The 25,681-nt window shown below is 39.3% G+C and carries 26 protein-coding genes and 1 pseudogene; 23 read left to right on the forward strand and 4 right to left on the reverse strand.

The window, feature by feature from the left end:
- Positions 1-87: 87 nt before the first annotated feature.
- Entirely contained in the window at positions 88-2,247 is a 2,160-nt protein-coding gene (nrdE, locus tag FJR77_RS03080; RefSeq protein WP_140832583.1) for a class 1b ribonucleoside-diphosphate reductase subunit alpha, read from the reverse strand.
- Between the two features lie 80 nt (positions 2,248-2,327).
- Positions 2,328-2,546: a glutaredoxin-like protein NrdH gene (nrdH, locus tag FJR77_RS03085; RefSeq protein ID WP_000259240.1), complete on the reverse strand. Its 219-nt coding sequence runs from the start codon at positions 2,544-2,546 to the stop codon at positions 2,328-2,330.
- A gap of 351 nt (positions 2,547-2,897) precedes the next feature.
- Between nrdH and FJR77_RS03090 the strand changes: the two genes are divergently transcribed.
- From FJR77_RS03090 to FJR77_RS03115, 6 genes and pseudogenes are all read left to right on the forward strand, one after another.
- Positions 2,898-3,161, forward strand: a complete 264-nt coding sequence (locus tag FJR77_RS03090; RefSeq protein WP_000146947.1) for a phosphocarrier protein HPr — start codon at positions 2,898-2,900, stop codon at positions 3,159-3,161.
- Between the two features lie 5 nt (positions 3,162-3,166).
- Positions 3,167-4,900 carry a phosphoenolpyruvate--protein phosphotransferase gene (gene ptsP / locus FJR77_RS03095; RefSeq protein ID WP_140860042.1) on the forward strand — a complete coding sequence of 578 codons (1,734 nt, stop codon included), beginning with the start codon at positions 3,167-3,169 and terminating at the stop codon, positions 4,898-4,900.
- A gap of 133 nt (positions 4,901-5,033) precedes the next feature.
- Positions 5,034-5,529: pseudogene (locus FJR77_RS03100) on the forward strand (YkgJ family cysteine cluster protein).
- Between the two features lie 162 nt (positions 5,530-5,691).
- Entirely contained in the window at positions 5,692-6,528 is an 837-nt protein-coding gene (locus FJR77_RS03105; protein ID WP_140832592.1) for an AraC family transcriptional regulator, read from the forward strand.
- A gap of 183 nt (positions 6,529-6,711) precedes the next feature.
- The gene (locus FJR77_RS03110; protein ID WP_140832595.1) at positions 6,712-7,626 is read left to right on the forward strand and encodes a peptidase; all 915 of its coding nucleotides are present in this window, start codon (positions 6,712-6,714) and stop codon (positions 7,624-7,626) included.
- 121 nt (positions 7,627-7,747) lie between these two features.
- Positions 7,748-8,287 carry a ClbS/DfsB family four-helix bundle protein gene (locus FJR77_RS03115; protein WP_140832597.1) on the forward strand — a complete coding sequence of 180 codons (540 nt, stop codon included), beginning with the start codon at positions 7,748-7,750 and terminating at the stop codon, positions 8,285-8,287.
- A 94-nt stretch (positions 8,288-8,381) separates the two neighbouring features.
- Here the strand turns inward: FJR77_RS03115 and dhaQ are convergent, their stop codons facing one another.
- Positions 8,382-9,371 (reverse strand): DhaKLM operon coactivator DhaQ, encoded by a 990-nt coding sequence (gene dhaQ, locus FJR77_RS03120; protein WP_023942560.1) that lies wholly within the window; start codon positions 9,369-9,371, stop codon positions 8,382-8,384.
- Positions 9,368-9,898: a dihydroxyacetone kinase transcriptional activator DhaS gene (dhaS, locus tag FJR77_RS03125; protein ID WP_031227648.1), complete on the reverse strand. Its 531-nt coding sequence runs from the start codon at positions 9,896-9,898 to the stop codon at positions 9,368-9,370. The genes dhaQ and dhaS overlap by 4 nt, the downstream gene beginning before the upstream one ends.
- Positions 9,899-10,051: 153 nt before the next feature.
- On the opposite strand from dhaS, the gene dhaK reads away from it, so the two are divergent.
- The 17 genes from dhaK (at position 10,052) to FJR77_RS03205 (ending at position 25,429) form a co-directional block, all read left to right on the forward strand.
- Positions 10,052-11,041, forward strand: coding sequence for a dihydroxyacetone kinase subunit DhaK (dhaK, locus tag FJR77_RS03130; protein WP_023942558.1), 990 nt, complete (start codon positions 10,052-10,054; stop codon positions 11,039-11,041).
- A gap of 21 nt (positions 11,042-11,062) precedes the next feature.
- Positions 11,063-11,638 (forward strand): dihydroxyacetone kinase subunit DhaL, encoded by a 576-nt coding sequence (gene dhaL / locus FJR77_RS03135; RefSeq protein ID WP_023942556.1) that lies wholly within the window; start codon positions 11,063-11,065, stop codon positions 11,636-11,638.
- Positions 11,638-12,012, forward strand: coding sequence for a dihydroxyacetone kinase phosphoryl donor subunit DhaM (gene dhaM / locus FJR77_RS03140; protein WP_023942554.1), 375 nt, complete (start codon positions 11,638-11,640; stop codon positions 12,010-12,012). The genes dhaL and dhaM overlap by 1 nt, the downstream gene beginning before the upstream one ends.
- 630 nt (positions 12,013-12,642) lie before the next feature.
- Positions 12,643-13,374, forward strand: coding sequence for a hypothetical protein (locus FJR77_RS03145; protein ID WP_061759079.1), 732 nt, complete (start codon positions 12,643-12,645; stop codon positions 13,372-13,374).
- Between the two features lie 196 nt (positions 13,375-13,570).
- The gene (locus tag FJR77_RS10135) at positions 13,571-13,747 is read left to right on the forward strand and encodes a hypothetical protein (RefSeq protein WP_181146564.1); all 177 of its coding nucleotides are present in this window, start codon (positions 13,571-13,573) and stop codon (positions 13,745-13,747) included.
- 111 nt (positions 13,748-13,858) lie between these two features.
- Entirely contained in the window at positions 13,859-14,071 is a 213-nt protein-coding gene (locus FJR77_RS10260; RefSeq protein WP_061759081.1) for a hypothetical protein, read from the forward strand.
- 48 nt (positions 14,072-14,119) lie between these two features.
- Positions 14,120-14,359, forward strand: a complete 240-nt coding sequence (locus FJR77_RS10265; RefSeq protein WP_079114825.1) for a hypothetical protein — start codon at positions 14,120-14,122, stop codon at positions 14,357-14,359.
- Between the two features lie 120 nt (positions 14,360-14,479).
- On the forward strand, positions 14,480-15,172 hold the full coding sequence (locus FJR77_RS03160) for a YjjG family noncanonical pyrimidine nucleotidase (RefSeq protein WP_140832600.1): 693 nt from the start codon (positions 14,480-14,482) through the stop codon (positions 15,170-15,172).
- 61 nt (positions 15,173-15,233) lie between these two features.
- Complete coding sequence (locus tag FJR77_RS03165; protein ID WP_140832602.1) at positions 15,234-15,887, forward strand: uracil-DNA glycosylase; 654 nt, start codon at positions 15,234-15,236, stop codon at positions 15,885-15,887.
- 9 nt (positions 15,888-15,896) lie between these two features.
- Positions 15,897-16,361, forward strand: coding sequence for an NUDIX hydrolase (locus FJR77_RS03170; protein WP_140832605.1), 465 nt, complete (start codon positions 15,897-15,899; stop codon positions 16,359-16,361).
- Between the two features lie 12 nt (positions 16,362-16,373).
- Entirely contained in the window at positions 16,374-17,642 is a 1,269-nt protein-coding gene (locus FJR77_RS03175; RefSeq protein WP_140832608.1) for a dihydroorotase, read from the forward strand.
- A 41-nt stretch (positions 17,643-17,683) separates the two neighbouring features.
- Positions 17,684-19,045: a sodium-coupled multidrug efflux MATE transporter PdrM gene (gene pdrM, locus FJR77_RS03180; protein WP_140832611.1), complete on the forward strand. Its 1,362-nt coding sequence runs from the start codon at positions 17,684-17,686 to the stop codon at positions 19,043-19,045.
- Between the two features lie 153 nt (positions 19,046-19,198).
- Positions 19,199-20,167, forward strand: coding sequence for a thiamine pyrophosphate-dependent dehydrogenase E1 component subunit alpha (locus FJR77_RS03185; RefSeq protein WP_140832613.1), 969 nt, complete (start codon positions 19,199-19,201; stop codon positions 20,165-20,167).
- A 15-nt stretch (positions 20,168-20,182) separates the two neighbouring features.
- Complete coding sequence (locus tag FJR77_RS03190; RefSeq protein WP_000448714.1) at positions 20,183-21,175, forward strand: alpha-ketoacid dehydrogenase subunit beta; 993 nt, start codon at positions 20,183-20,185, stop codon at positions 21,173-21,175.
- Positions 21,176-21,587: 412 nt separating this feature from the next.
- The gene (locus tag FJR77_RS03195; RefSeq protein WP_140832615.1) at positions 21,588-22,631 is read left to right on the forward strand and encodes a dihydrolipoamide acetyltransferase; all 1,044 of its coding nucleotides are present in this window, start codon (positions 21,588-21,590) and stop codon (positions 22,629-22,631) included.
- A 45-nt stretch (positions 22,632-22,676) separates the two neighbouring features.
- Positions 22,677-24,380 (forward strand): dihydrolipoyl dehydrogenase, encoded by a 1,704-nt coding sequence (gene lpdA / locus FJR77_RS03200; RefSeq protein ID WP_140832617.1) that lies wholly within the window; start codon positions 22,677-22,679, stop codon positions 24,378-24,380.
- A gap of 59 nt (positions 24,381-24,439) precedes the next feature.
- Entirely contained in the window at positions 24,440-25,429 is a 990-nt protein-coding gene (locus FJR77_RS03205) for a lipoate--protein ligase (protein ID WP_061759091.1), read from the forward strand.
- Positions 25,430-25,681 lie beyond the last annotated feature (252 nt).

The raw sequence follows: 25,681 nt of genomic DNA on the forward strand, positions 1-25,681 counted from the left end.
TTCATAGTATTTAAGATACTTATCAAGTTTTATCTGGCGAGTAACTTAATCAGTAATCTGAGGAAATTTAGTTGGCTCAGATTAGAACTAAATCACACAGCTTTCACATTGGTTAGCACCGACTTCTCCACCATCATCGGTAAAGGTACGGACGTAGTAGATAGACTTGATACCCTTGTTAAAGGCATAGTTACGAAGGATAGACAAGTCACGTGTCGTTTGTTTGTTTTCTTTCTTCCATTCGTAAAGACCTTTTGGAATGTCACTACGCATGAAGAGAGTGAGTGAAAGTCCTTGGTCCACGTGCTCTGTTGCAGCAGCGTAAACATCAATCACTTTACGCATATCCATGTCGTAAGCAGAAGTGTAGTATGGAATGGTTTCTGTTGACAAGCCAGCAGCTGGGTAGTAGATTTTACCAATTTTCTTCTCTTGACGTTCTTCGATACGTTGTGTAATCGGGTGAATAGAAGCAGAAACGTCATTGATGTAACTGATCGAACCATTTGGCGCTACAGCAAGGCGGTTTTGGTGGTAAAGACCATCTGCTTGAACCTTGTCGCGAAGTTCAGCCCAGTCAGCAGCACTTGGGATAAAGACATCTTTGAAAAGTTCTTTAACACGGTCTGATTTTGGAACAAACTCTCCTGTAATATACTTGTCAAAGTAGCTTCCCTTAGCATAGTCTGATTTTTCAAAGTTATGGAAGGTAATACCACGTTCACGCGCGATATTGTTTGATTCTACCAAGGTCCAGTAGTTCATAAGCATAAAGTAGATGCTTGTAAATTCAACAGACTCAGGTGACCCATATTCAATCAGTTGTTGTGCAAGGTAGCTGTGAAGTCCCATAGCACCAAGACCGAAGGTGTGGGCTTGGCTATTTCCATGATCAATCGTAGGTACAGCTACGATGTGCGAACTATCTGTAACGAAAGTTAAAGCACGAACCATAGCACGGATAGAGCGACCAAAGTCAGGTGAAGTCATCATATTGACCACGTTGGTTGAACCAAGGTTACATGAAATGTCTGTTCCCATTTGAAGGAATTCTTGAGCATCGTTGATCAAGCTTGGTTCTTGGACTTGAAGAATCTCAGAACACAAGTTACTCATGATAATCTTACCATCAACAGGATTTGCACGGTTAGCCGTATCAATGTTGACTACATAAGGGTAGCCAGACTCTTGTTGTAATTTAGAGATTTCAGTTTCCAAATCACGCGCCTTGATTTTTGTCTTGCGGATATTTGGATTTGCGACCAATTCATCGTATTTTTCAGTTATATCGATGTAGTTAAATGGCACACCGTATTCAAGCTCTACAGAGTATGGGCTGAAGAGGTACATTTCTTCATTTTTACGAGCCAATTCGTAGAATTTATCAGGTACTACAACACCAAGTGACAAAGTCTTTACACGAACTTTTTCATCAGCGTTTTCTTTCTTAGTTGAAAGAAAGGCGATGATATCTGGGTGAAAGACATTGAGGTAAACAACTCCAGCACCTTGACGTTGACCCAATTGGTTGGAGTAAGAGAAGCTGTCTTCGAAGAGTTTCATGACTGGTACGACCCCAGAAGCTGCTCCTTCATAACCCTTGATAGGAGCACCAGCTTCACGAAGGTTACTGAGGGTAATTCCCACACCACCACCGATACGTGAAAGTTGAAGAGCTGAGTTGATAGAACGTCCGATAGAGTTCATATCATCCGTTACTTGGATCAGGAAGCAAGATACTAACTCCCCACGACGAGCACGACCAGCATTCAAGAAGGAAGGGGTAGCCGGTTGGTAGCGTTGGTGGATGATTTCATTGGCAATATCGATTGCAACAGCTTCATTCCCATCAGCGAAATAAAGGGCGTTAAAGAAGACACGGTCTTCCATACTTTCAAGATAATATTCACCGTCATTAGTCTTTAAGGCGTATTGATTGTAAAACTTATAAGCTGCCATGAAAGACTTAAATTGGAAGTTTTGGTCTTTGATAAATTGTGACAATTCTTCCAAAAATTCTGGACGGTATTTCTTGATAAAGGCTGTTTCGATGTAGTTGTGTTCAATGAGGTAGTTAATTTTATCTTTGATTGAATCAAAAACCATAGTGTTTGGAACTACATTTTCTTTAAAGAAGGCATCCAAAGCTTCTTTATCTTTATGAAGCATGATTTGTCCATTAACAGGACGGTTGATTTCGTTATTGAGACGGAAGTAAGTTACGTCCTCAAGATGTTTTAATCCCATAAAATTTCCCTTATCTAATTACAAAAGAAAGGCTTCTAAGTTAGCCCTAGAAGCAGTTTCTTCTGGTTGATGTACTAAGATTATGCTAATTGTTTCAGTTTTCCTGGCTGGAAACCTGAAAAGACTTCAGTTGGTGTTTGGATAACAGGAGCTGCGCTGAAACCGAGCTCTTTAACTTGATCGATGTACTCAGGTTGCTCATCAAGATTGATTTCACGATAAGCGACATTATTACTGTCCAAGAAACGTTTGGTCATTTTACATTGGACACAGTTGTTTTTAGAATAAACGGTTACCATTGTGTAACTCCTCTTTCAAAATAGATTACTTTCTTAGTATATCAGAAAATAAATTTTTGTCAATGATTTAAAACTAAATATAGTGGTCTGTTTTTCTAGTCAAGCTCACAAAACACAATATGTAGTGTTTGTTTTATAAAACAGCAATGATTATCCTATAAATCGTTTTTAAAGAAACTATATCCTGTGTTTTGTTACATAAGATAGAAGATTTTCTGCAAGTTATCTGAAAAGGAAATCGAATAAATCCCATAAAATACTTGAAAAAAATCCTAGAAGATGATATAATACCAAATTGTAAGGGTTATCAAATATAACTCAAAAAAGAAAGAACAAAAGGAGAGTCAAACTATGGCTTCTAAAGATTTCCACGTAGTGGCAGAAACAGGTATTCACGCACGTCCAGCAACATTGTTGGTACAAACTGCTAGCAAATTTGCTTCAGATATCACTCTTGAGTACAAAGGTAAATCAGTTAACCTTAAATCAATCATGGGTGTTATGAGTCTTGGTGTTGGCCAAGGTGCTGACGTAACGATCTCAGCTGAAGGTGCAGACGCAGATGACGCTATCGCTGCAATCTCAGAAACAATGGAAAAAGAAGGATTGGCATAAGGAAAATGACAGAAATGCTTAAAGGAATCGCAGCATCTGACGGTGTTGCAGTTGCAAAAGCATATCTACTCGTTCAACCGGATTTGTCATTCGAGACTGTTTCAGTCGAAGATACAAACGCAGAAGAGGCTCGTTTGGATGTTGCTCTTGAAGCTTCTCAAAACGAGCTTTCTCTTATCCGCGAGAAAGCTGTAGGTACGCTAGGTGAGGAAGCGGCTCAAGTTTTTGACGCTCATTTGATGGTTCTTTCTGACCCAGAATTGATTGGTCAGATTAAAGAAACAATCCGTGCTAAGAAAGTTAATGCTGAAGCAGGTCTTAAAGAAGTGACTGACATGTTCATCACTATCTTTGAAGGCATGGAGGACAACCCATACATGCAAGAACGTGCAGCGGATATCCGCGACGTGACAAAACGTGTATTGGCAAACCTTCTTGGTAAAAAATTGCCAAACCCAGCATCTATTAACGAAGAAGTAATCGTGATTGCACATGACTTGACACCATCTGATACAGCTCAATTGGACAAAAACTTTGTAAAAGCTTTTGTAACTAACATCGGTGGACGTACAAGCCATTCAGCTATCATGGCGCGTACACTTGAAATTGCAGCTGTATTGGGAACAAATAACATCACTGAAGTAGTGAAAGACGGCGATATCCTTGCCGTTAACGGAATTACTGGTGAAGTGATTATCAACCCAACAGATGAACAAGCGACGGAATTTAAAGCAGCTTGTGAAGCTTATGCTAAACAAAAAGCTGAATGGGCACTTTTGAAAGATGCTCAAACAGTGACTGCTGACGGTAAACACTTCGAGTTGGCAGCTAACATCGGTACTCCAAAAGACGTTGAAGGTGTTAACAACAACGGTGCAGAAGCTGTTGGGCTTTACCGTACAGAGTTCTTGTACATGGATTCTCAAGACTTCCCAACTGAAGATGAGCAGTATGAAGCATACAAGGCTGTTCTTGAGGGAATGAATGGTAAACCAGTGGTTGTTCGTACTATGGACATCGGTGGAGATAAGGAACTTCCTTACTTTGATATGCCACACGAAATGAACCCATTCCTTGGATTCCGTGCCCTTCGTATCTCTATTTCTGAAACTGGAGATGCAATGTTCCGTACACAAATCCGTGCCCTTCTTCGTGCTTCTGTTCATGGTCAATTGCGTATCATGTTCCCAATGGTTGCCCTTTTGAAAGAATTCCGTGCAGCTAAAGCAGTTTATGAAGAAGAAAAAGCAAACCTTCTTTCTGAAGGAGTTGCAGTTGCGGATGATATCCAAGTTGGTATCATGATTGAAATCCCTGCAGCAGCAATGCTTGCAGACCAATTTGCAAAAGAAGTAGACTTCATGTCAATTGGTACAAACGACTTGATCCAATACTCAATGGCAGCAGACCGTATGAACGAGCAAGTTTCATACCTTTACCAACCATATAACCCATCAATCCTTCGCTTGATTAACAACGTTATCAAGGCAGCTCACGCTGAAGGTAAATGGGCTGGTATGTGTGGTGAGATGGCTGGCGATCAAAAAGCTGTTCCACTTCTTGTCGGAATGGGCTTGGATGAATTCTCTATGTCAGCAACATCTGTACTCCGTACACGTAGCTTGATGAAGAAATTGGATACTGCTAAGATGGAAGAGTACGCTAACCGTGCCCTTACAGAGTGTTCAACAATGGAAGAAGTACTTGAACTTCAAAAAGAATACGTTAACTTTGATTAATGTCATTAACCTTGTAACCTAGTTGCAAGGTTTTTTGACGCATTTTGGAAAAGTATGCTCTTATAAAGTCCACTTTTCAATGAGTCAGAGGCATGATATAATAGGGGGAAACAAATAGAATAAGAGAGAAACCATGTCTAAAGAAATTGATATTGAGTACTACCACCAGCTAGCCTTGCAAAAGCAGAAGGAGCACCGTAAAATTTTAGCAAATCTAAAGAAAAAAACCACCAAAAAATCTAGATAAGATAGCTCAACAGATTCACCAAGAAGTCTTTGAGGAGATTGATTGCACTGCCTGTGCTAACTGTTGTAAGACTTTGGGTCCCGACTTCAAGGAAGCGGATATTACACGAATTGCCAAGTATTTTAAGATGAAATTACCAGCTTTTGAAGCTGAATTTCTTCAGGTAGATGAAGATGGGGATAAGATTTTCAAATCCATGCCCTGTCCATTTTTAGGAGGAGATAACCTCTGTTCCATTTATGACGTTCGTCCAAAGGCCTGCCGAGAGTTCCCCCATACAGACCGTAAAAAGATCCATCAAATCAACCATTTGACGATTAAGAATACCTTGACCTGTCCAGCAGCCTATCTCTTTGTTGAGAAATTAAAGGATAAGTTATAGAAGTTTACACCTCTAAATCTTGTACAAAGATTCTAGGGCGGAAGTATCTGATATCTGTTAGACTATAGATAGAATTGAGCACGGCCTAAAAGCTGTGCGAAAAAGACAATTTTTCACTTTGCTTTTAACGACCTTTGTATCTTGTGGAGGTAAGAAGAAAAAATGATGCATCAATTCAATCAAACCATGCATTATTTGGAGCAGCAGCTGACTGGAGAAGTGGATATGAAAAGATTTAAGCAGCTATCGGGCTATTCTTATCCTCTCTTTAGCAGACTCTTTTCCATCCTAGCAGATATGACCTTAGCAGAATACTTGCGCAATCGCCGGCTGTCAGAAGCAGTGACAGACTTGCGGGAAAGCTCTGAGAAAGTCATTGACATAGCTCTAAAATATGGCTATGAATCTGCGGATGCTTTCAGCGCAGCCTTCAAGAAATTCCATGGGGCAACTCCCTCAGAAGTTCGAAATGGAAAATCTTATCGGGTCTTTCCTAGACTTCAATTATCCTTAAAGATTACAGGAGGAAAGAACATGGATATCAAGATTCAAAAGAAACCTGCTTTTACCGTGGCAGGCGTCCTATTGGAAGCTATAGACAATAGCCAGTGCCCGTCTGCTTGGGAGCAGCTCTATGCAAATCATAGATTTGAAAGCCTAGAAAGTCTGGGTAATGGCCAATCCTTTGGTGTCTGCTCGGATGTCAAGGAAGGTGAGATTATCAACTATATGGCTGGCTATGATGTGACGGATAAAGTAAAAGCAGAAGAACTGGGACTATCAATCAAAGACATCCCAGTAGCTGAGTATGCTATCGTACCAGTCAAAGGGGCTATACCAGCCAGCATCCACCATGCTTGGAAATATGTCTTGGAGGTCTTTTTCCCAGAAACTGGCTATCGCCACTCAGGAGCCCCAGACTTTGAAGTTTATTTCAAAGGAGATATGTCGTCCCCATACTACCAAATGGAACTCTGGATACCAGTCATCAGGGACTAGATCATTTTCTGATTTTTTATAAAGATGCAAATCCGACTCTGTAGAAAGAACCTCTACAGAGTCTTTTCTTGTGGACATTCATTTCCGAAAAGCAGACATACCCTATTTTTTGTTTGGATTTTATGGGGTATGAGTAAAGTTATCTCGGTATAATAGTCTTATAGAAGATAAGGAGGCATGAATATGCAGATGTATTTTGGAGATGTGTCACTTTGCTATAGCTATTCATTGGCAATGGCACTTGACGCCTATGGTTATGACTTTAAAGCAGAGTTTTTAGAGGCAATTATGGTGATGGGTAATGGCGCTAGTATCGTAAAGGAAGATGAGCAACACCCTCTAGTATTCTTTGATAATGGAATGCCAGATCTTTCCATCTCCCATTCCTTAAAAATACTTGGATTTGACTATGAGGATTTCTATGTAAAAGATGGAGCAGAAGTAGATTTGGAAGAGATTAAAGCAAAGTTGGAATCGTTTCTGTCTAATGGACCTGTCGTACTGGGTCCTCTTGATATGGGCCACTTGACTTACAATCCCAATCACACAATCCTTCATGGTGTAGATCACTTTGTATCTGTGTATGCTCTTGATGGTCAGTATCTCTATTTGCATGATCCAGCTGGTTTTGCCTGTATGAAGGTTGCTTTTAATGACATTTTAGAAGCTTGGAAGGCGGAGGCTATTGACTATAAGCGTGGAGCTTACTCCATGTGGGGAAATTTTAAGAAGGTAAAGTGTCCTAGTCAAACTCAAATCTATCAAGAAACGGCAAGAATTATAAGGGACAGATATCTGGATGGACAAAATAATGTCTTGGAATGTTATGCAAAAGCAGTTGCTGAAAACGGCTTAAATACGGAGCAAAAACAATTGCATCAGTATTTTAGCTTTAAACTTGCTGCTGTTCGAAATCTCTATCTCAGTCGATTCTTAAAAGACCATGATCCCGAAGGGGCAAGATTAAAAGAGGAATTGGCTTCTTTATTTGGCCAAGCCCACCTTTCGTGTTTAAAAGAAGATTACCAAGAACTAGCCCACTTGCTCTATCAGATAGCTGAAGCGGACCGTTGCTTTAGAGGTTTATATGTAAAGTAGTGACTATAAGCATAAAATAACTAGTCAGTAAAAGCAGTTTTTCGTAAAGAACTGCTTTTTGATTATGGCATAATGAAGTGAGGAAATAGCATATCCAACTAAAAAATGAAGGGAGAACTCTGTGCCTAGACCGAAAACAAAAGAGGGACTAGTATTAGTCTCTAAGGAAAATTATGAAAATCTCAAGCTCTTTATCTCTAAACTAAGTGAAGATGAGCTACAGACTCCATTTGATTTTTCAAGAGACCAAAAGAAAAAGGAAGCTCACTGGAAAAGAGATAAGAATCTACGGGATGTTCTGATCCATCTTTATGAATGGCAACAATTACTTTTAACTTGGGTACATTCTAATCAAAAAGGTCATGATATACCTTTTCTCCCTGAACATTATACTTGGAAAACCCATGGAGAAATGAATGTCGCTATTTGGAAGAGGCACCAGAAAACGTCCTTAGAAGAAGCTACTAGACACCTTGAACAATCATATAGAGAGGTTTTAGAGTTGATAGAAGTTCTTAGCGATGACGAACTCTTTACCAAAGGTGTCTATAAGTGGACGGGAGGGACAAGTCTAGGTTCCTACTTTATCAGTAGCACTTTCAGTCACTATGATTGGGCTCTGAAAAAACTCAAAGCTCATCAGAAGAATTGTAAGGTATAGATGGACTCTTTGAAAAAGAATGATTTCTTTTAAATATGAGATAAGATTAAAAGGGCTGTCAAGTGATGTAGCCCTTTTGAGTTATACAAGAGAATTACCATGCAAAAGCTGTCGTTGGAGCATTGAGCGCTTCTAACCATTGTTTATTTTTCGCAGGGCAAAGAGTTACGGATATACCTGCCATATCCAGACTGGTCATAAATGTTCCTGATTTTATAAATGTAATAGTGACTCCTTCAATTTCTAAGAGTTGAAGGAGATCATTGATAAGTATGCCCATTTCTAGGTTGCTAGTAGTGCCTAGATTATTTACAAGCAATATAAATTGATCACCCTTTTTCCAATGATAGTGCAATCTTAATTTACTTATAATTTCATTTGCAAGGATTTCTGACGATTGGAATGGGACGATACGATAGCCTTCTTCGCCATGTATCCCAATACCATAAGAAATTTTTCCTTCTTCTAAGGTAAATAGTGGAAGGGTGGCTTGAGGGAGACTAGCAGATTTCGTTGCAAAGCCAATCGTTGCGATTTCGGGAGCAAGATCATGACCTAAATCAGTTAGTTGCTCGATGTCGGCACCATTTTGAGCTGCATATCCTAGAACTTTATGAAGTAAGATTGTCCCTGCAAGCCCTCTCCCTCTAATTTGAAATTTATTGTGGGGTTCGATTGAAATATCATCGTGTGATAAACTATAGCCGACTTTAATTCCTTCTTGTCTAGCAGTGTTAATGGCCGAGCTAAACTCTTTGATGTCTGCTTCGAAATTTTTTACAATGATGAAGACACCGTGACCATTGTTTAAAAAACGAATGGACTCTAAGATTTCAGCTCTTGTAGGAGGAGTAAATAATTGGCCATAGATGGCAGCAGTAAGCATGCCTTCTCCAACATATCCGATATGAGCAGGTTCGTGTCCTGAACCTCCACCCGACAATATTGGAACCTGATGAGGATTGCGATTTTTTTGATAGACTAATGGTAAGGTAGGGTGTTTTTCTAATTCAGGATGACTGTTAACAGTAGCTGAAATGTAACTTGAAATAATTTTCTGTTTATGATTTGAAATAAATGTCATTGTGGTCTCTTTCCAATAATTGTCATGATGAGAAAGTCTGGTTGTGGAACTGGACTTTTTTTATTGACGTAAGCCTTCACGATTTCTGCTAGAGCATGTGAATGATAGTCTAGCAAAAAACAAGTATAAGCAGATGAATCGATATCAATCTGACCGTATTCTCTTAAAATTTTTGATACAAGCAAGCGACAGTAGCTGATAAAGTGGTCATAGAAGTTATTTTGCCCTTGAATATCAAAAAGTTGAATATAAAAGTCACGCTCCTGTTCGAAATAAAGAAATAATTCTTGTAATAGTTTTTGACCTGAAATGAAGTCCAAGTTATTGGTAATATACTCGGTTAAGTCAGTTTCAAATATCCAGTCTAGCAGTTCATATTTGTCAAGAAAGTGATTATAAAAGGTCTGTCTACGAATGCCAGCTGATTCCATGATATCTACAATAGAGATTTTGTCAAATTCTCTAGTAGCTAATAGGTCTCTAAATGCCTTGGCAATTCGTTTTTTTGTAATGAGTGATGATGCCATAGGAAACCTTTCTTTTACTTACTTCATTTTACCAAAAAATTTTTTTAAACTGGTTTAAAAGGGGACAAATAATAGAATCTGTCCCTTATCAGCCAGCGATAAAAAATATATAATGAAAACGAAAACACAGGTAGATGCCGAAAGGAGTTTCTCATGAAAAAAATTATAAATGAACCGACACAAGTTGTTGATGAAATGTTGCAGGGATTGTCATTCATGCATGATGACTTGGTAGAACGCTTAGATGGTTTTGATGTCATCGTCAGAAAGGCAGAAAAGACAGGAAAAGTTGGTCTCATTTCAGGTGGAGGCTCAGGACATGAACCAAGTCATGCTGGTTTTGTAGGAGATGGAATGTTGTCTGCTGCCATTTGTGGAGCAGTCTTCACTTCACCTACTCCGGACCAAATTTTAGAAGCCATTAAGGCGGCTGATGAAGGAGCTGGAGTTTTCATGGTCATCAAGAACTATTCTGGTGACATTATGAACTTTGAAATTGCACAAGAACTTGCTGAAATGGAAGGTATTGATGTAGCAAGTGTTGTGGTTGATGATGATATCGCTGTTGAAAATAGTCTCTATACCCAAGGTCGTCGAGGTGTTGCAGGTACTATTTTGGTCCATAAAATTTTGGGTGATGCAGCTCGTTCTGGTAAATCATTATCTGAAATGAAGGACTTGGCCGATAAACTTGTGTTAGAAATTAAAACAATTGGGCTGGCCTTGTCTGGAGCAACCGTTCCTGAGGTTGGGAAACCAGGATTTATTCTAGAAGATGATGAATTTGAATATGGAGTTGGTATTCATGGTGAGCCAGGATATAAAAAAGAGAAAATGCAACCTTCCGCACAATTGGCTTCAGAATTGGTTGAAAAACTATCTGAAGGTTTCCAACTTAAGGCTGATGAACGCTATGGCCTTCTCATTAATGGTTTAGGAAGCACTCCTCTTATGGAACAATACGTATTTGCGAATGATGTGGCTAAATTACTCCATGAAAAAGGTGTTGAGTTGGCATTTAAGAAAATTGGAAACTATATGACATCAATTGATATGGCTGGATTATCATTAACATTGATTCGATTGGCAGATGATGAATGGTTAGATGCTTTAAATGCACCTGTTACAACACCAGCTTGGTAAAACTCAAGGAGGAAATGTCAAATGAATGCTGAACAAGCTCTTGAATGGATGAAGCTTTTTAATGAAAAGATTCAAGAAAAGAAAGATTACCTTAGTGAGTTAGACACTCCTATAGGAGATGGAGACCACGGTGGAAATATGGCGCGTGGCATGGCTGCAGTTATGGAAAACTTAGAAGGAAAGCAATTTGAGACCAGCAGTGATGTTTTTAAACTTGTCTCAATGCAACTACTGAGTAAGGTAGGTGGTGCTTCTGGTCCCTTGTATGGCTCTGCTTTTATGGGCATGGCCAAGGCTGATTCTCATTCTAAATTAGAAGAAATCTTACAAAGTGGTTTGGATATGATTGTCAAACGTGGGAAAGCAGAAGTTGGAGAAAAGACAATGGTTGATGTTTGGACTCCTGTTATTGCTGCTTTGTCTGCTGGTCAATTGACTCAAGAGGTTATTGATAAGGTAGTGAATGCTACCAAAGATTTACTTGCAACTAAAGGAAGAGCATCTTATGTAGGAGAACGTTCTCTTGGACATATCGATCCTGGATCATTTTCATCAGGATTACTCTTTACTGCTCTTTTAGAAACTGGGGTGGTTTAATGGGAAGTATTGGTCTTGTTATCGTTTCACATTCCAAACACATTGCACAAGGTGTTGTTGAACTGATTAGTGAAGTAGCTAAAGATGTTCCGATTACTTATGTAGGAGGAACCGAAGATGGAGGAATTGGAACAAGTTTTGATCAAGTAGATAGGGTTGTTTCCGAAAATCCAGCAGATACTTTATTAGCCTTTTTTGACCTAGGCTCTGCTAAAATGAACTTAGAAATGGTGGCTGATTTCAGTGATAAAAGTATCATGATCAATAGGGTTCCAATTGTAGAAGGTGCCTATACTGCAGCAGCTCTTCTTCAGGCTGGTGCAGAACTGTCAGTTATTCAAACACAGTTGTCGGAGCTTGAAATTAATAAATAAGGAATTTACTATTACTCCTTTTTTAGGTGGGCTATTACTCATCTCTACTATCAAAGTTTAAGTAAATAATTTCAAAATCAGAAAGGGATTGCTTGGGCAGTTCCTTTTTAATTTAACAGAAGTAAAGTTATAGTGTTTCTAAATTGTGAATCACTCAAAACTGATTGTGATGGGACTATTCTAGCTTTAGAATTCTTCAAAAATTAAAATTTAAGGCAATCAATGGCTTAGAATAGTACAAAAACATTTAGTTTATAGGAATTCTAGGTCTAGGATTACATGGATATTTATGAAGTTAGGGTGTTCGATAGATAGAATTGTTCTATTCTGAAAGATTTGAGCTGTCAATCTTCTAGAATAGTAGTTTGCCAATGAATTTTGTTGAAAGATTCCTTGTTTTATGATAGTCTAAAGTAAAAGAAAGCCCTACCATTATATTTGTATCTTTAATCTGACTTGGTTTAGGTCTAGAAGAGGGATAGATATTTTGGATCTCCAAATAATAATTATATTTTCACTTGCAAAAAATGTACTTCAACTTTAACTAATGTAAAAGAAGAAAAGATCATGAAACGTTTATGACTTGTTGGAAAGAGAATGTGAACTAAAAATAGATTTAGGAGTAGGTAGATGAGTAATCTAGAGTCAATTCGTAAAGCGCATATCATCGTGTGGGGTGCCTATCTATTTTTATCATTAAGGGCGCCGCTAATTAGTAGCACAGAGTATTTCTTGCTTATTTTTTTAGCATTTCTCTATTCAATAGTATCGTTACCTATATACTCTGTGAAGAATAAAATAGTGTCCATTTGTTTGGCGATAAACTCGATTCTGTTAATGAGTTTCCCGATTTTGATCAATAAATATTTCCCAGGAAACGTTTCTACTTATATCGTATTAATTAGTATTTTTATCCTGGAGTTCTTAATCTTTAATAAACTTGGTAAAGATTTTGATACTAGACTAGCTAGCGAGTATAGGAAAATTAGTCAGTTTAAAAGTAAGATGTCTCAATCTCTTTGGATAAAATATTTAGAGATTTCTAGTTTTATATTAACTATATTTCCATTTATTCTTCATGGTACAGTTGATAATCGTGTATTGACTCTTATCTTTTTGATAAAAATTTGTGTAGATACTACGATAAAGGTTCTATTAAACAGAATTTTTAAGACAAGTAAGGTAATGAAAAGGAGGATATTTTCTCTTTTTGTACTAGATTTGATGGTCTATATATTTTTAAGTTATGTTTTAGTGATACAAAAAGACGGATATCTGTTTTCAATTCTACTAATTTTTTCTAATTTTTCACTTCCCTTTATCAGAGAAAAAGAGTATGAATTATTTAAAAATAAGAAGTGAGACAAATAGGGTTACATCTTCCTTCTCTTTAAAATCAAATAGTGAAAGGATATCTTATCTAGCTGACGAAGAGAAAAAAACGAAGTTGTCTATCGTTAGCCACATTAATGGAGAATTATCTCTCCATAACGAAGTTCTTTTTTCGAATCGATGTTACAGTAAACATAGCAATTGCTTATTTTATGGGAGATCGAATATGTTTAAACTAAGTGATAAAGCCAGAATAATATTTGCTATTATAGGAGCGAGTTCCATATTAGTCAACATGTATCTTATTCCTCTTATTAAAACTGAGAATAAATTTTGGGAAATACTTTTATTTATATTAGGTGTATTGCTAATTGGAATTTCATTACTTATTCCAAAAAAATAAATTTTGGAATAGTATTAGTGAGTAGGTAAACATTTATTGATTGGATTTTTTAATGCTATTGATGAATGTGATGGAAAAGTGACAATAAATTAAGGACAGGATGATAGCATTATGATGGTTGTTTTCATTTTGATGGTTGTGGTATTTCTGTATTATAAAATTACAGAGTATTTTCAGAATAGTTATATTGACTGTATACTATTTTTAACATTGCTGATTTCTCATTTGATATGGGATTACTATTTTTTACCCATTGAAGTCTTAGTAGCATTAAGTGGAGTAAATTTGTTGTCAAGATTTTTCAAAAAAAAGAGAAGCCAATAGATTTACTAATGAATTATTAAGACGAAAAGTAAAATTGGGATATTTAAAATGAAACATTTTTTTGCAGGATTTGGTGAAATAAACTTTATAAATTATCTTTTGTATATATGTGTAGGACTAGCCCCTCTTTTTCATATGTATGTCATAGATTCGGAAATGAGTTTTGTGAAAATAGTGTTATCTATTTTGGGAATTATATTTGTATGTTTGGGAATTATATTTGTATGTATTTTAACTATTGTTCGAATTTATAGAAGATTTTTCTATAATAAAAATAAACTTGATTAGAATAGTATGGGTTAGTTAATCAATTAGAACTATTATTCTTTGTGGTACTATACTACTTTTAAGTTTTAACATTGAACAGCTGGCTGAAGTGAAAGTTATTTATCTTAGGAAGGAAACTCAATGCCATACAAATTTCTACTTTTCGACCTTGACCACACTCTTCTTGATTTTGATGCTGCTGAGGATGTGGCTTTGACGCAACTTCTAAAAGAAGAAGGGATTGCAGATATTCAGGCTTATAAAGACTATTACGTTCCTATGAACAAGGCTCTCTGGAAGGACTTGGAACAAAAGAAAATCAGTAAACAAGAGCTAGTTAACACGCGTTTTTCTCGTTTATTTTCTCATTTTGGACAGGAAAAAGATGGTAGTTTTCTAGCCCAACGTTACCAATTTTACCTCGCAAAACAGGGACAAACGATTTCAGGAGCACATGAACTTTTGGACAGTCTCATCGAGCGAGATTATGAGCTATATGCTGCGACAAATGGCATTACTGCCATTCAGACAGGGCGCTTGGTTCAATCTGGTCTAGCGCCTTATTTCAATCAAGCCTTTATCTCAGAACAGTTGCAAACACAAAAGCCTGATGCTCTCTTTTATGAAAAGATTGGCCAACAGATTGCAGGTTTTAGCAAAGAAAAGACGCTGATGATTGGAGATTCCCTAACCGCCGACATTCAAGGTGGTAATAATGCTGGGATTGCCACTATCTGGTACAACCCTCATCACCTCGAAAATCACACACAAGCCCAGCCGAATTACGAAGTCCATTCTTACCAAGACTTGCTGGATTATTTAGATAAACTGTAAAAAGTGGTTTCCATAGCCACTTTTTGCTATAATAGAGGCAGTAAAAACGAAGGAGTCGGCTATGGAACACTCGTCTTGGCATGCTTTGATTAAGGAGCAATTACCTGAAGGTTATTTCGGGAAAATCAATCAGTTTATGGAGCAGGTCTATGCTCAGGGGGCTGTTTATCCGCCCAAGGAAAAGGTTTTTCAGGCTCTCTTGACAACACCGCTTGAAGAGGTTAAAGTGGTGATTCTAGGACAAGATCCCTATCATGGGCCAGGTCAAGCGCAGGGCTTGAGTTTTTCTGTACCTGACTCTATCCCAGCTCCGCCATCCTTACAAAATATCTTGAAAGAATTGTCAGATGATATCGGGGTCAAGAAGTCCCATGATTTGACAGCTTGGGCTGAACAAGGAGTTTTGCTTCTTAATGCTTGTTTGACGGTTCCTGCTGGACGGGCCAATGGTCATGCTGGGCAGGTATGGGAGCCTTTTACAGATGCTGTGATTCAGGTGGTCAATCATCTAGATAGACCAGTCGTTTTTGTACTCTGGGGAGCCTATGCACGCAAGAAGAAGGCCTTGGTTACCAATCCTCATCACTTGATTATCGAATCAGCCCATCCCAGTCCTTTGTCAGTTTATAGAGGATTTTGGGGTTCCAAGCCTTTTTCCAAGGTAAATACATTCTTAAAAGAGACAGGACAAGAGCCAATTGATTGGCTTAGATAAGGAGAAAATATGCCTCAGTTAGCGACGATTTGCTACATTGATAACGGGAAAGAACTACTCATGCTTCATCGCAATAAAAAGCCAAATGACGTCCATGCGGGTAAATGGATTGGTGTGGGGGGTAAGCTAGAGAGAGGAGAGACACCTCAGGAGTGCGCGGTGCGTGAAATCCTTGAAGAAACAGGGCTTAAAGCCCAGCCAGTTCTAAAAGGTGTTATCACTTTTCCTGAATTTACGCCAGATTTAGACTGGTACACCTATGTTTTTAAGGTGACGGAGTTCGAGGGTGACTTGGTTGACTGCAATGAGGGAACGCTAGAATGGGTTCCCTATGATGAGGTTTTGAGTAAGCCGACTTGGGAAGGTGACCATACCTTTGTTGGGTGGCTTTTAGAAGATAAACCCTTCTTTTCAGCCAAGTTTGTTTATGATGGGGATAAATTGTTGGATACCCAAGTTGATTTCTATGAATAAAGGAGAAAACAGATGCTACTAATCAAAAATGGTCGTGTAATGGATCCCAAGTCTGGTTTGGATCAAGTGTGTGATGTTTTAGTCCAAGAAGGTAAAATTGTCGAAATTGCACCTGAGATTAAAGAAGAAGGAGCAGAGATAATTGATGCTACTGGTCTAGTAGTTGCTCCTGGCTTGGTCGATATTCATGTTCATTTCCGTGAACCTGGTCAGACCCACAAGGAAGATATCCATACGGGTGCCCTAGCAGCCGCTGCAGGTGGCTTTACAACGGTTGTCATGATGGCTAATACTAGTCCAACTATTTCAGACGTAGAGACTTTGCAAGAAGTTCTCCAGTCAGCTGCCAAGGAAAAAATCAATGTTAAGACGGTTGCGACCATTACTAAGAACTTTAATGGCCAAGATTTGACTGACTTTAAAGCACTCTTAGAAGCTGGAGCAGTTGGTTTTTCTGATGACGGTATTCCGCTTGAAAGCAGTAAAGTTGTAAAGGAAGCCATGGAAGAAGCTAAAAAGCTTAATACCTTTATTAGTCTTCATGAGGAAGATCCAGGTTTGAACGGTGTTCTTGGCTTTAATGAAAATATCGCTAAAGAACATTTCCATATCTGTGGTGCGACTGGAGTGGCTGAGTATGCTATGATGGCGCGTGATGTCATGATTGCCTATGCAACTAAGGCTCATGTTCACATCCAGCATTTGTCTAAGGAAGAAAGTGTTAAAGTGGTGGAGTTTGCTCAGGGGCTAGGTGCGCAAGTCACAGCAGAAGTAGCGCCACAGCATTTCTCTAAGACAGAAGCACTTCTTTTGACACAAGGAAGCAATGCTAAGATGAATCCGCCACTTCGTTTGGAATCAGACCGTCGTGCTGTTATCGAAGGTCTCAAATCAGGCATCATCACAGTTATCGCAACTGACCACGCGCCTCACCATGCAGATGAGAAAAATGTTGAGGATATTACCAAAGCGCCATCTGGTATGACTGGTTTGGAAACATCTCTTTCTCTCGGTTTAACTTATTTGGTGGAAGCTGGGGAGTTGAGCTTGATGGAATTACTCGAAAAGATGACCTATAACCCAGCCAAGCTTTATAACTTTGAAGCAGGTTACTTGGCTGAGAATGGTCCAGCAGATATTACTATTTTTGATGCCAAGGCTGACCGTCTTGTGGACTCCCATTTTGCTTCGAAAGCAGCTAATTCACCATTCATTGGTGAAAGCTTAAAAGGGCAGATTAAATATACCATCTGTAAGGGACAAATTGTCTATCAAAACTAGGTGGGAGTCTGCTCTGTAAACAAAAAGAATAGAGAGCCTATATGTACCAAACCCATCATTTTAAAGACAAGTTTATATTATTTTTAAAGATATTTTTCCCTATCCTGATTTATCAATTTGCCAATTATTCTGCATCCTTTGTAGATACCACTATGACTGGTCAATACAATACCATGGACTTGGCTGGTGTGTCTATGGCAACCAGTATCTGGAATCCTTTCTTTACATTCCTGACAGGGATTGTATCAGCCCTGGTGCCCATCATTGGTCACCATCTTGGTCGAGGTAAAAAGGAAGAAGTTGCGTCTGATTTTTACCAGTTCATCTATCTGGCCTTGGGTCTATCTGTACTCTTGCTGGGAATGGTACTTTTCCTGGCACCACCAATCTTGAATCATATTGGACTAGAAGCACCGGTGGCGGCAGTAGCTGTTCGTTATCTCTGGTTTTTATCTATCGGGATTATCCCCTTGTTGCTCTTTAGTGTCATTCGTTCCTTGCTGGATTCGCTGGGCTTGACCAAACTTTCCATGTATCTCATGCTTTTGTTACTTCCTCTCAATAGTGGATTTAACTATCTCTTGATTTTCGGAGCCTTTGGTGTTCCAGAACTGGGAGGTGCTGGTGCTGGTTTAGGTACTTCCTTGGCTTATTGGGTCTTGCTGGGAATTTCTGTTCTAGTTTTATTTAAACAGGAGAAGCTCAAAGCCCTACATCTTGAGAAACGCATTCCGCTTAATATGGATAAAATCAAGGAAGGAGTTCGCTTAGGTTTGCCTATTGGGGGAACTGTCTTTGCGGAAGTTGCTATCTTTTCAGTGGTTGGCTTGATTATGGCTAAGTTCTCATCCTTGATTATCGCTAGTCACCAGTCAGCTATGAACTTTTCAACTCTCATGTACGCCTTTCCTATGAGTATCTCATCGGCTATGGCTATTGTCGTTTCCTATGAAGTGGGAGCCAAGCGATTTGATGATGCAAAAACCTATATTGGTCTAGGAAGATGGACAGCCCTTATTTTTGCAGGTTTCACCTTAACATTCCTTTACATTTTTCGAGGAAATGTGGCTAGTCTTTATGGTAACGACCCAGAATTCATTAATTTGACAGCGCGTTTTTTAACTTACAGCCTTTTCTTCCAGTTAGCAGATACCTTTGCAGCACCGCTTCAGGGAATTTTGCGGGGTTATAAGGATACAGTTATTCCTTTTTACCTTGGTTTGGTTGGTTACTGGGGGGTGACACTCCCAGTAGCTATGGTATTTGATTCCCTAACAGATTTTGGAGCGTACTCTTACTGGATTGGTTTGATTATTAGTCTAATCGTGAGCGGGGCTCTCTATCGTTGGCGTTTAACTGTGATTATGAAGAGATTTGAATCCGTAGCAAAATCTAAACGATAAAAAGTTTGTGAAAAAATATTCTTAATGAGAAAATCTCTTGTTTTCATGGGGTTTTCTTTTTTATTTTGTGAAATTTCTTTTAGAAAAACTTTGACAGTATTTTCCAAAAACGGTAAAATAGTAAGGTAAGAAGAAAGTTAGAAAGGCAAGAAGATGTCAACTTTAGATAAAAATCTTTTGCTAGAAATGTTCCGTAAGATGGAAGAAATCCGTCGTATGGACTTAAAAATTGCACAATTAGTAAAGAAAGGGAAAGTGCCAGGAATGACGCACTTTTCTGTTGGAGAAGAGGCAGCTAACGTGGGTGCTATGTTAGCTCTCAACCCAGACGATTTGATCACATCAAACCACCGTGGTCATGGACAAGCTATTGCCAAAGGAATTGACCTAAACGGAATGATGGCTGAAATCCTTGGTAAATACACTGGAACCTGTAAAGGTAAAGGTGGTTCTATGCATATCGCCGACCTTGATGCTGGTAACCTTGGTGCCAATGGTATCGTAGGTGGTGGTATGGGAATCGCTGTTGGTGCAGCCCTCAGTCAGCAAATGCAAAATACCGGAAAAATCGTTGTCTGCTTCTTTGGAGATGGTGCGACCAACGAAGGTGTTTTCCACGAAGCAGTAAATATGGCTTCTATTTGGAAGCTGCCAGTCATTTTCTACTGCATTAACAACGGTTACGGTATCTCTGCGGATATCAAGAAAATGACCAATGTAGAACATATCCATCAACGTAGCGCCGCTTACGGAATTCCTGGAATGTTCATCGAAGATGGAAACAACGTCATCGATGTCTATGAAGGATTTAAGAAAGCTGTAGACCATGTTCGTGGTGGCAATGGACCAGTCTTGATTGAGAGTATAACTTATCGCTGGCTTGGTCACTCATCATCTGACCCTGGTAAATATCGTACGCGTGAAGAAGTGGAATTGTGGAAACAAAAAGATCCAATCGAAAACCTTCGCAAGCATCTTATTGAAAATAACATTGCAAGTGCTACAGAATTGGAAGAAATTCAAGCGCAAGTCAAGGAAGCAGTAGAAGCTTCTGTTAAATTTGCGGAAGAAAGTCCATTCCCACCGCTTGAATCAGCATTTGAAGATATTTACGCAGACTAAGGAGAAAGAGATAAAATGGAAACAAAAACAATGTCCTTCCGTGACACCATTATCCTTGCTATGTCTGAGGAAATGCGTCGCGATGAAAATGTGTTCTTGATGGGAGAAGATGTCGGTGTCTTTGGAGGAGACTTCGGTACTTCTGTCGGAATGCTTGAAGAATTTGGCCCAGAACGTGTTCGTGACTGTCCGATTTCTGAAGCTGCCATCTCTGGAGCAGCAGCAGGAGCAGCCATGACAGGACTTCGTCCAATCGTTGATATGACCTTCATGGACTTCTCGGTTATTGCCATGGACAATATCGTCAACCAAGCTGCTAAAACTCGTTACATGTTTGGTGGTAAAGGTCAGGTTCCAATGACTGTTCGATGCGCAGCTGGTAATGGGGTAGGTTCTGCCGCTCAGCACTCACAATCTCTAGAGTCTTGGTTCACTCATATTCCTGGTCTTAAGGTTGTGGCACCAGGTACGCCTGCGGACATGAAAGGACTGCTCAAGTCTTCTATCCGTGATAACAACCCTGTTATCATTCTTGAGTACAAGTCAGAATTTAACCAAAAAGGGGAAGTGCCAGTTGATCCAGACTACACGATTCCACTTGGAGTTGGGGAAATCAAACGTGAAGGTACAGATGTAACAGTTGTTACTTATGGAAAAATGCTCCGTCGTGTGGTTCAAGCTGCTGAAGAATTAGCAGAAGAAGGAATTTCTGTTGAGATTGTTGACCCACGTACCCTTGTTCCGCTTGATAAGGATATCATCATAAACTCAGTTAAGAAGACTGGTAAGGTTGTTCTGGTTAACGACGCCCATAAAACAAGTGGCTATATCGGAGAGATTTCAGCAATTATTTCAGAGTCAGAAGCATTTGACTACCTAGATGCACCAATCCGTCGTTGCGCAGGAGAAGATGTGCCAATGCCTTATGCGCAAAACCTAGAAAATGCAATGATTCCAACAGTTGAAAGCATCAAAGATGCCATCCGAAAAACTTATAACAAAGAATAGTATTGCATAAGATAAATTATGTAAACATCGCATCCTATCACAAGAAGAGTTGGTTCGATAATAACCGATGAAAGATTTAGTCAGTCTACTAGGTTGACCGCTTGATAGCGGCAACCGTAGTAATTTGAGATACGTGTTGTATCCAAGTGATTTAAAGAGTTGCGACATGAGAGAGTCGAATCGATAATATTCGACGAATGAATTAGTCAGTCTACTAGGTTGACCGCCTAATAGCGGCAACCGTAGCAACTTGAGATACGTGTTGTATCCAAGTTGCTTGTAGAGTTGAACTCGGGCTAGAGTCTGTGTGAAAAAGATAAACTTTCCTAGAAACTAAAGTTTCTTTGTCAAGTTTCCTATTTTCACTTTGATTTTTTACGCCCTTAGTATCATAAATAGAATTGGAGAGGTCATGGCTGATGACAAGCTAAGAGCGACTCCTGCAGCTAGAAAGTTAGCGGATGATCTAGGGATCAACCTCTACGACGTTTCTGGCTCAGGTGCAAACGGTCGTGTCCACAAAGAAGACGTGGAAACTTATAAAGACACAAACGTGGTTCGCATTTCGCCACTTGCAAAACGAATTGCCCTCGAACATAATATTGCTTGGCAGGAAATCCAAGGAACGGGTCATCGTGGTAAGATTATGAAGAAGGACGTTTTGGCCTTGCTTCCTGAAAATATCGAAAACGATACCATCAAGTCTCCTGCTCAGATCGAAAAAATGGAAGAAGTTCCTGATAATGTAACACCATACGGTGAAATTGAGCGTATTCCAATGACACCAATGCGTAAGGTTATTGCCCAACGTATGGTTGAATCTTACCTAACTGCACCAACCTTCACGCTCAACTATGAAGTTGATATGACTGAAATGTTGGCACTTCGTAAGAAGGTTCTGGAGCCAATCATGGAAGCAACTGGGAAGAAGACTACTGTAACAGACCTTCTTTCACTTGCAGTTGTTAAAACTCTTATGAAACACCCTTACATCAACGCTTCATTGACAGAAGATGGCAAGACAATTATTACTCATAATTACGTCAACCTTGCCATGGCAGTTGGTATGGATAATGGATTGATGACACCTGTTGTTTACAATGCGGAGAAGATGAGCCTTTCAGATTTGGTTGTAGCCTTCAAAGACGTCATTGGCCGTACCTTGGATGGTAAATTAGCTCCAAGCGAACTGCAAAATTCAACATTTACTATCAGTAATTTGGGAATGTTTGGCGTTCAGTCCTTTGGTCCTATCATTAACCAACCAAACTCAGCTATCCTTGGTGTGAGTTCGACAATTGAGAAGCCAGTTGTCGTCAATGGTGAGATTGTGATTCGCCCAATCATGAGTCTAGGATTAACCATTGACCACCGTGTTGTGGATGGTATGGCTGGTGCTAAGTTTATGAAAGACTTGAAAGCCTTGATTGAAAATCCAATCTCAATGTTGATTTAAGAGCAAGAGTATTCATTTTTAAGATATAGATAAAGGAAGGAAGACATGGCCTTAGAAGTAATTATGCCAAAAGCCGGCGTGGATATGACAGAAGGACAAATCGTCCAATGGAATAAAAAAGTCGGAGAATTTGTAAAAGAAGGAGAAATCCTTTTGGAAATCATGACTGACAAAGTCAGCATGGAATTGGAAGCCGAAGAAGATGGTTACTTGATTGCTATCCTTAAAGGAGATGGTGAAACTGTTCCAGTAACGGAAGTTATCGGTTACCTTGGAGAAGAAGGGGAAAACATCCCAACAGCTGGATCAGCAGTGCCAGAAGCTAGCCCAGTACCTGCAGCAAGTGCTTCAAATGATGATGGTAAGAGCGATGATGCCTTTGATATTGTTGTGATTGGTGGAGGTCCTGCTGGTTATGTTGCAGCCATTAAAGCCGCCCAACTCGGCGGTAAGGTTGCCCTTGTTGAGAAATCTGAACTTGGTGGAACCTGCTTGAACCGTGGCTGTATCCCAACTAAGACCTATCTTCACAACGCTGAAATTATCGAAAACATCGGTCATGCTGCAAATCGTGGTATCGTGATTGAAAATCCTAACTTCACTGTTGATATGGAAAAACTTTTAGAAACTAAGTCTAAAGTTGTAAATACTCTTGTTGGTGGTGTTGCAGGACTTCTTCGTAGCTATGGAGTTACTGTTCATAAAGGAATTGGAACCATCACTAAAGACAAGAATGTCTTGGTAAATGGTTCAGAATTGCTTGAAACTAAGAAGATTATCCTTGCTGGTGGTTCAAAAGTCAGCAAGATTAACGTTCCTGGTATGGAATCATCACTTGTCATGACAAGTGATGACATTCTTGAAATTAACGAAGTTCCAGAAAGCCTTGTTATCATCGGTGGTGGAGTTGTCGGTATTGAACTCGGTCAAGCCTTCATGACATTTGGTTCTAAGGTAACTGTTATTGAAATGATGGACCGTATCGTGCCAGCTATGGATGCTGAAGTTTCTAAGAATCTTCGCTTGATTCTTGAACGAAAAGGTATGACTATCTTGACTGGTACTAAACTGCAAGAAATCATCGAAGAAGATGGTAAACTTCGTATCAAGATTGAAGGAAAAGACGATATTATCGCAAGCAAAGCTCTTCTTTCAATCGGTCGTGTACCAGACCTCGAAGGAATTGGTGAAGTAGAGTTCGAGTTAGACCGTGGTCGTATCAAGGTTAACGAGTACATGGAAACTTCTGTTCCTGGTATTTATGCACCAGGTGACATCAATGGTACCAAGATGTTGGCTCACGCAGCCTTCCGTATGGGTGAAGTAGCCGCTGAAAATGCCCTTAAAGGAAATCACCATGTTGCTAAATTGAACTTGACTCCTGCAGCTATTTACACACTTCCTGAAGTAGCAGCAGTTGGTTTAACAGAAGAACAAGCTCGTGAGAAATATGATGTCCAAATTGGTAAATTCAACTTTGCTGCTAATGGTCGTGCCATTGCATCAGATGCTGCTCAAGGATTTGTTAAAGTCATTGCAGACAAGAAATACGGGGAAATCCTTGGTGTTCACATCATTGGCCCTGCAGCTGCAGAGTTGATCAATGAAGCGTCAAGCATCATCGAAATGGAAATCACTGTAGAAGAAATGTTGAAGACTATCCACGGACACCCAACCTATTCTGAAGTGATGTATGAAGCATTTGCGGATGTTCTAGGAATGGCCATCCACTCACCTAAGAAAAAATAAAAGAAAGATAGATTAGACTGGAAAGATGTTTTCCAGTCTCTATCGTATAAAGGGATATCATGAAATATATTATCAATCATTCAAACGACACTGCCTTTAATATCGCCTTGGAAGAATATGCCTTTAAACACCTTTTGGATGAGGATCAAATCTTCCTGCTTTGGATTAACAAACCATCTATCATTGTTGGTCGTCACCAGAACACTATCGAAGAAATCAACCGGGATTATGTTCGCGAAAATGGCATTGAGGTGGTCCGCCGTATCAGCGGTGGTGGAGCTGTTTACCACGATTTAAATAACCTAAACTACACGATCATCTCAAAAGAAGATGAAAACAAGGCTTTTGACTTTAAGAGCTTCTCAACGCCAGTTATCAATACACTAGCTCAACTTGGGGTTAAAGCTGAGTTCACAGGCCGTAATGACTTAGAAATCGACGGTAAGAAATTCTGTGGTAATGCCCAAGCCTATATCAATGGTCGTATCATGCATCATGGTTGCTTGCTCTTTGACGTTGATTTGTCAGTCCTTGCTAACGCCCTCAAGGTTTCAAAGGATAAATTTGAATCAAAAGGTGTGAAATCCGTCCGTGCTCGCGTAACCAATATTATCAATGAATTACCAGAAAAAATCACTGTCGAAGAATTCCGTGATTTACTATTGGAATACATGAAAAAAGAGTACCCTGAAATGACAGAATACGTTTTTTCTGAGGAAGAATTGGCTGAAATCAATCGTATCAAGGACACCAAGTTTGGAACTTGGGACTGGAACTACGGTAAATCACCTGAATTTAACGTCCGTCGTGGAACCAAATTCACTAGTGGTAAGGTGGAAGTATTTGCTAATGTTCTCGAATCAAAAATCCAAGACATCAAGATTTATGGTGACTTCTTTGGTATCGAAGACGTTGCTGCAGTAGAAGATGTCCTTCGTGGAGTGAAATACGAACGCGAAGATGTCCTTAAAGCACTAGAAACAATTGATATTACACGCTACTTCGCTGGTATTAGTCGTGAAGAAATCGCTGAAGCAGTTGTAGAGTAAAGAAAAGCCATTTGTTAGTCATTGTGGGGGTGAAGAAAAGATATCCTCTGGATAGGACAAATCTTGAAGTCTGCTGAAAGAAAATCAAAAAGAACTCGCTTCCAATCCTTAATAAAAAACTAGGTAGGGTTGAATATAGAGATAAGAAAGTTAGTAATAGATTGAATGTAAGGTGACATAGGCGCGAGTTGCTTTTTGATTTCTATATAGTGTAAATACCACCAAAAGACTATTATCTCTTATAGTTGAACT

Source organism: Streptococcus shenyangsis (assembly GCF_006385785.1).
GTDB lineage: Bacteria > Bacillota > Bacilli > Lactobacillales > Streptococcaceae > Streptococcus > Streptococcus shenyangsis.